Below are 3,065 nucleotides of genomic sequence, written 5' to 3'. Positions count from 1 at the left end.
TAGTACTGCGAGCCCTGCCCGGAGAACATGAAGACCACGGGCAGGCGCCCTGTGGGCGTCTCGGTCATCGGGGGCGTCCGGTCGGCCGCGCTCATCGGTACGTGTCCCAGAACAGGCCGGCCGCCGCCGGCCGGGCAGGTACGGCGGGCTCCTCCGCGGCGGTGCCCCGGATGACGACCGTGCGCTCCGGCGGGGACTGCGGCAGCGGCGCCCGGGCGGCGCGGTGCTCCGCCGGGGCCGGGGCGAGCAGCAGGTGCGCGTTGGTGCCGCCGTCGGCGAAGCAGTTGAGCGCGGCCCGGTCCGCCTCCGCGGGCCACGGGCGAAGCTCTCTCGGAAAGTACATCGCGCAGGCTTCCAGGTCGAAGTGCGGCAGGGGCTGCTGTCCCGAGCGGAACGGCACCTGCTGCCGGTGGTGCAGCATCAGGACGACCTTGATGAACGCGGCTATGCCCTCCGCGGCCAGCGGATGACCGATGTTCGGCTTCACCGATCCGAGCGCGAGCCGCACGGGCCGGGCCGGGCCGGCGCCGTAGACACTCTCGATCGCCTTCAGTTCGAGCAGGTCTGTGACGGTCGAGCCGGAGGCGTTGGTCTCCACCCAGCCGACGTCCTGCGGCGCACGGCCGCTGTGCGCCAGTGCCTCGGCCATCACGTCCTTCTGGGCCCGCAGGTTGGGGGTGGCGGGTCCGGCGGTGCGGCCGTCGTTGTTGATCGCGATGCCCTCCAGTACGGCGAGCACCCGGTCGCCGTCCGCCTGGGCACGGTCCAGCGGCTTGAGGACGACGACGCCGACGCCCTCACCGAGCACCAGGCCGGCCGCCCGGCCGTCGAACGCGTGGAACTCCGGGCCGGGGTTGAGCAGTCCGCGCTGTCCGAACACCCGGTGCGCCCGGTCGTCCGCGAGCAGGCTCACACCGGCGACGACGGCCGACTCGACGGAACCCGTGCGCAGTGCCTGTACGGCCATGTCCATCGCCACCAGGGCGGAGGAGCAGGCGGTGTCCACCACCAGGCTCGGGCCCTGGAAGTCGAAGAACTGGGAGATGTTGGCCGCGAGGTAGTTCTGGCCGGTGACCACGACCGGGTTCTTGGCCCGCTCCAGGGCCTCCGGGTCGGGGGTGTGGGTGGCCCGGCCGCCGACGTACACACCGACCCTGCGGCCCTTGAGGTCCGCCGGGCGGTATCCGGCGTGGTGTATGGCCCTGTCGACCTCCTCCAGCAGGAGCAGCGCCTGCGGGTCCATGGCCTCGACGTCCGCCTCGGACAGCAGGAACCGCTGGGGCGCGAACCGCAGCACCTCCGGCAGCAGCCCGGCGTGGTGAGCGAGGTGGCGGCCGAAGCGGGAGGCCGGGATGGGACGCAAAGCCGTACGGCCGTCCCGCAGCAGCTCCCAGTAGGCGTCGGCGGAGTCGGCGTCGGGGAAGCGGCAGGACAGGCCGACCACGGCTATGGCGTCGGCTCGCGGATCAGGGGTGAGGGAGGTGGTGTCCTGCCGGGGGACGACGGCGGGTGCGCCGAAGGCGCGGACGGATGCCGGGGCTGAGGACTGCGGCGGTGCCGGGGCCGCGGACTCCGGCCGTGCCTCGGACTCGGCCTCATGAGCCGAGCCGCCGAACTCCGTGAGCAGCGCGGTCGGGTGCTCCTCGCCGAGATATGCCGCGAAGCCGTCCACTGTCGGGTGTTCCAGCAGGGCCGACGGGTCGACCGAGACGTCGAGGCGCCGGGCGACGGTCTGGACCAGCTGGGTGACCATGATCGAGTCCATGCCGTAGTCATGGACCGGGACGTCCCCGGTCAGCTTGACGCGGTCGAAGCGCAGTTCCGCCGCGAGCTGGTCGAGCAGCCAGGAGGCGACCGCCTCGACGGCGGCGCGCACGTCCGCGCGCGCGCCGCCCACCGGTTGTGGCGTGGCCGCCGCAGTGGTGGGCGTGGCCGCCGATGCAGTGGGCGTGGCCGCCGATGCAGTGGGCGTGGCCGCCGATGCGGTCGGCGTGGCCTCCAGGCGCCGTGCCGTCAGGCGCTCGGCGCTGAACTCGAGGCCCGGCCGCGGCAGTACGGGCATCACGACCCGGGCGCCGCTTTCCAGCGCGCGGTCGAGCAGGGCCAGCCCCTGGGCGTCGGTGAGCGAGGCGAGGCCGGATGCCTGGTAGGCGGCGCTGCGGGCCTCCCCCATGCCGGTGTCCTTCCAGCTCGGCCACTGCACGCTGACCAGGGGCAGCCCGTACGGGCGGGCCTCGGCCACCGCGTCCAGGTAGGCGTTGGCCATGGCGTAGTCGCTCTGGCCGACCGCGAGGGCGGGAACGGCGGCGGCGACCGACGAGTACAGCACGAACAGGCCGAGCGGTTCGTCCCGGAAGCACTCCAGCAGGGCGTCCAGGCCGAACACCTTCGGTGCGAGGACACGGGCGACGCCGGTCTGCGGCTTGCGGACGAACGCCGGGTTCTCGAAGTCGGTGTAGCCCGCGCTGTGGATCACGCCGCCGACCGGGCCGAGTCGCATGGTGACGTCGGCGAGGACCTTGGCGAGGGCCTCCTTCTCGTCCAGCGGCACGGCGACAGCCTCGAGTTCGACGCCCTGGGCGGCCAGTTCGGCGAGCGGACGCAGCTTGCGGCCCAGGGGGCCGTCCTCGGCGATGTGCGCCGCCCACTCCGCGCGCGGCGGCAGCTCCTCACGGCCGGTGAGGACCAGCTTGCGCACGCCGTGGCGGGCGACGAAGTGGCGCGCGGTGAGCAGCCCGAGGCCGCGCGTGCCGCCGGTCACCCACAGCACGTGGTCCGCCGGGAAGCCGAGTTCGGCGCGCTGTGTCCGCGGGGCCTCGGCAAGCGTCGCCAGGTGGCGCACTCCGCCGCGGTAGGCGACCTCAGCGGGCTCGCCGTCGGCGGACAGCTCCTCGGCGACCCAGCGGCACAGCTGCTCGTCGGTCACGGCCCGGTCGATCTCCACGTGGCGGGAGCGGACGTGGCGGTACTCGCTCTGCAGCATCCGGTACAGGCCCACCCGGGCCGCTCCGCCGAGGGCGGGCCCACCGCGCGAGACGAGCAGGGCGCGCAGGTCGCGGCGGCCG

Annotated in this window: 1 protein-coding gene; it reads right to left on the bottom strand. The window is 74.0% G+C overall.

Annotated features, from left to right (window positions below):
• Nucleotides 1-91: 91 nt before the first annotated feature.
• A partial coding sequence (locus BZL64_RS33655) for a beta-ketoacyl synthase N-terminal-like domain-containing protein (RefSeq protein WP_143663383.1) occupies nt 92-3,065 on the bottom strand: 2,974 nt, incomplete at its 5' end.

It is taken from the genome of Streptomyces bobili, assembly GCF_002154575.1.
GTDB classification, from domain to species: Bacteria; Actinomycetota; Actinomycetes; order Streptomycetales; family Streptomycetaceae; genus Streptomyces; species Streptomyces bobili.
This window is presented reverse-complemented; position numbering and strand designations above follow the sequence as displayed.